General features: G+C 68.4%; 4 protein-coding genes. 1 reads left to right on the forward strand and 3 read right to left on the reverse strand.

The genetic code is table 11. The features are described from left to right. A partial coding sequence (locus VF662_RS15280; protein WP_464142801.1) for an FAD-dependent monooxygenase occupies positions 1-213 on the reverse strand: 213 nt, incomplete at its 3' end. Beyond that, positions 114-911: an FAD-dependent monooxygenase gene (locus tag VF662_RS15285; protein ID WP_464142796.1), complete on the reverse strand. Its 798-nt coding sequence runs from the start codon at positions 909-911 to the stop codon at positions 114-116. The genes VF662_RS15285 and VF662_RS15280, both read right to left, overlap by 100 nt. A 38-nt stretch (positions 912-949) precedes the next feature. Here VF662_RS15285 and VF662_RS15290 point away from each other — a divergent pair, with 38 nt between their 5' ends. Next, positions 950-2,725, forward strand: a complete 1,776-nt coding sequence (locus VF662_RS15290; RefSeq protein WP_464142798.1) for a cation:proton antiporter domain-containing protein — start codon at positions 950-952, stop codon at positions 2,723-2,725. Here the strand turns inward: VF662_RS15290 and VF662_RS15295 are convergent. Beyond that, positions 2,712-3,648: DHHA1 domain-containing protein (locus tag VF662_RS15295; RefSeq protein WP_464142800.1), on the reverse strand; the 937-nt coding region annotated here is incomplete at its 5' end. The genes VF662_RS15290 and VF662_RS15295 overlap by 14 nt on opposite strands.

Raw genomic sequence — 3,648 nt, forward strand, 5'->3', positions numbered from 1 at the left:
GACGTTGATACCGACGCCGCCGATCGGCGACATCGCATGGGCCGCATCGCCGATGACCAGCAGGCCCGGCCGGTGCCATCGCTCGAGCCGATCCAGCGCCACGGTGAGGAGCTTCACGTCTTCCCAGCTCCGGATCGCCTCGACATCGAGACCCAGCATCGGCGCCGTGCGCGAGACGTCTGCTCGGAAGCGATCGAGGCCGCGGGCGCGGATCTCGTCGGCGCTGCCCTTGGCGAACACGTAGGCGCACTGCCAGTATCGCCGCGATCGATAAGCGCCATGATCCGCCCGCCGACGATTACGCCGGTCGATTCGTTCTCCTCCGCGCGCTGCTTGGGGATCCGGAACCAAAAGACGTCCATGGGTGCGCCGAACGAGCGGAGCGGCAGCCGCCCCTCCTCTCTCAGCACCGACCGGCGCCCGTCGGAGGCGATCACCAGCCTTGCGGAGACCCGCCGCTCCTCGCCCGCCTGCCGATAGCGGACGCCGCTCACTCGTCCGCCGCCGGTCTCGAGGCCCAGCGCCTCAGCCTCGATCACCACCCGGAAATTCGGGTGTCGCCGCGCCTGCTCGGCGACGAAATCGAGGAAATGCCATTGCGGCATCATCGCGATGAAGTTCCAGCGCGGATCGAACGAGCGGAAATCGGCGATCTCGACGTGCCGCTCCCCGATCCAGGCGCCGAGATGGTGCACCTTGTCGTGCGGCCGCTTCAGGAGCTCGTCGAGGAGCCCGAGCTCGGAAAAGATGCGGAGAGTGGAGGGATGGACGGTATCGCCGCGGAAATCGCGCAGGAAATCGGCATGCTTTTCCAGCACCGTCGTGCGAACGCCGGCGCGGGCGAAGAGCAGCCCCGCCACCATTCCCGCCGGCCCCCCGCCGACGATGCAAAGATCGGTTTCCTCCCCCACATTGCTGACAATCGCGCCGATTGCGGCATAAAGGCAAGATGGCCGCCGATTTCCAGACTTCAGGATTGAGCGACGCGCTCGTGATTCTCGGCGCTGCGGGGATTGTCATCCCAGCCTTTGCGCGCCTCCGCATCAGCCCGGTCATCGGGTTCATCCTGGTGGGTTTGCTGGTTGGGCCGGCCGGCCTCGGCTCGATGACGGAGCGGATGCCCTGGCTGAACTATGTCACCATCTCGAACCCGGATGCGGTCGAGCCGTTCGCGGAGTTCGGGATCATCCTCCTCCTGTTCGCCATCGGCCTCGAACTCTCCTTCCGGCGGCTCTGGACTGTGCGGCGGCTGGTGTTCGGGGTAGGGGCGGCGGAGCTACTGGGCTCGGCGCTGATCATCGGCTTCGCGCTTAACCTGCTCGGGCAAAGCCTGAGCGGATCGATCGCGCTGGGGCTGGCGCTATCCTTGTCCTCGACCGCTTTGGTGCTGCCTCTCGTCGGCACGACCAGCCCCGTCGGCCGCTCCGCGCTGGCGATGCTGCTGTTCGAGGATCTGGCGATCGTGCCGATCATCTTCCTGTTGGGTGCGCTGGCCCCCTATGCGCAGGCGGACGGGTTCGGCGGGCTCCTCAACACCCTGCTCCTCGGAGCGGCGACGGTTGCGGCGATGCTGGTGCTCGGCCGGTTCTTCCTGCCGCGCCTGTTCGCGCAGGCGGCCCGGACGAAGAGCCCGGAGCTGTTCCTCGCCGCAAGCCTCATCGTCGTGATCGCGGCCAGTCTCGCGACGACCGCAGTCGGTCTCTCGCCGATCATGGGCGCGCTCGTTGCCGGCATCCTTATCGCGGAAACGGACTATCACAGTGAGGTCGAGGTGATCACCGCGCCCTTCCGCGGCCTTGCGCTCGGCATCTTCCTCATCACTGTGGGCATGAGCATCGATCTCCGGCTGGTGGCGGAGAATGTGTGGAGCCTCGCTGTGGCCGTGCTCGGCGTCGTCGCCGTCAAGGCGGCGGTCACGGGCGGGCTGCTCCGCCTTAGCGGAGCGCGCAAGGCCGTCGCGGCCGAGACCGGGCTGATCATGGCTTCGCCGTCGGAGACCACGCTCATCGTCCTGTCGGCGGCGGCAGCGGCGCAGCTGATCCGACCGGAGACGGCGGCCTTCTGGCAGATCGTCACCGCCATCGGCCTCACCATCACCCCCCTGCTCGCGCGGCTCGGCCAGGTCGCCGGGCGGCGGGTGGACCTCCAGGGCGAGGTCGATCTGCCCGGGGACGACAAGGCGCCCTCGGTCGTCATCATCGGCTTCGGCCGCGTCGGCCGCCTCGTCGCCGAGATGCTGACCACGCACGGCCGCAGCTATCTCGCCGTCGATTCCAGCATCGATACGGTGGTTGCGGCTCGGCAGGAGGGGTTCCCGGTCATGTTCGGCGACGTCTCGCGGGCGGAGCTGGTCGATCGGCTGAGGCTCGGCCACGCGCAGGCGCTGGTGCTCACCATGGACGATCCGGTGCTTACCGTGCGGCTGACGAAGAAGGTGGCGGCATGGTGCCCGAACCTCATCATCGTCGCCCGCGCCCGCGACGCCCGGCACGCGGCGGACCTCTACAAGGCCGGCGCGAGCGATGCCGTCCCGGAGACCCTGGAATCTTCGTTGCAGCTGTCGGAGGCGGTGCTGGTTGATCTCGGCATCGCGATGGGGCCGGTGATCGCGTCCATCCACGAAAAGAGGTCGGAGCTCCGGCAGGAGATCATGAAGCTCGGGCATCTCGAGGACGAGCCGACGCTCGGACGCAGGCGGCTGCGCGACGCGCTCAGGCCGCGATAGCTTCCCGCACCGCCTGCAGCGCTTCCTGGGCCTTCGCGCCGTCCGGCCCGCCGCCCTGTGCCATGTCCGGCCGTCCGCCGCCGCCCTGACCGCCGAGCGCGGAGACGGCGGTTCGAACGAGATCAACGGCGCTCCGGCTCGCGGTGAGATCGTCGGTCACTCCGACGGCCACGCTGGCGCGGCCGTCGTTCACCGCGACCAAAGCAACGACGCCTGAGCCCACCCGCTTCTTCGCATCGTCGACGAGGCCGCGAAGGCCCTTCGGATCCAGCCCCTCGATCACCTGGCCGATGAAGCCGTGGCCGCCTACCTGCTCGGGCCCCGCCGCTTCGGACGCACCGCCGCCGCCGAGCGCGAGCGCCTTCTTCGCTTCGGCAAGCTCGCGTTCCAGGCGTCTGCGCTCTTCAAGCAAAGTCGCGACGCGCAAGGGCACTTCTTCCGGCGTGGCTTTCAGCGCGGCCGCGGCTTCCTTCAGCCGATCCTCGCGCGCCGTCAGCCACTTGCGGGCTGCTTCGCCGGTGAGCGCCTCGATCCGGCGGATGCCCGAGGCGACCGCGCTTTCGGAGATGATCTTGAACAAGGCGATGTCGCCAAGTGCGGCGACGTGGGTACCGCCGCAGAGCTCGACGGAATAACTCCTGTCGGACCCGCGGCCCATCGAGAGGACGCGCACCTCGTCGCCGTACTTTTCGCCGAACAGCGCCATGGCGCCGGCCTCGATCGCTTCGTCCGGGCTCATGAGCCTGGTCGTGACCGCGTCATTCTCGCGGATGTGGCGGTTTACCTCGGCTTCCACGGCCTCGATGTCCTCGCGGGTGAGGCCCTTGGGATGGGAGAAGTCGAACCGGAAATAATCGGGTGCGACCAGGCTGCCCTTCTGCGTGACGTGCGTGCCGAGCCGGTGGCGGAGCGCGGCGTGCAGC

Source organism: Allosphingosinicella sp. (genome assembly GCF_036387215.1).
GTDB lineage: Bacteria > Pseudomonadota > Alphaproteobacteria > Sphingomonadales > Sphingomonadaceae > Allosphingosinicella.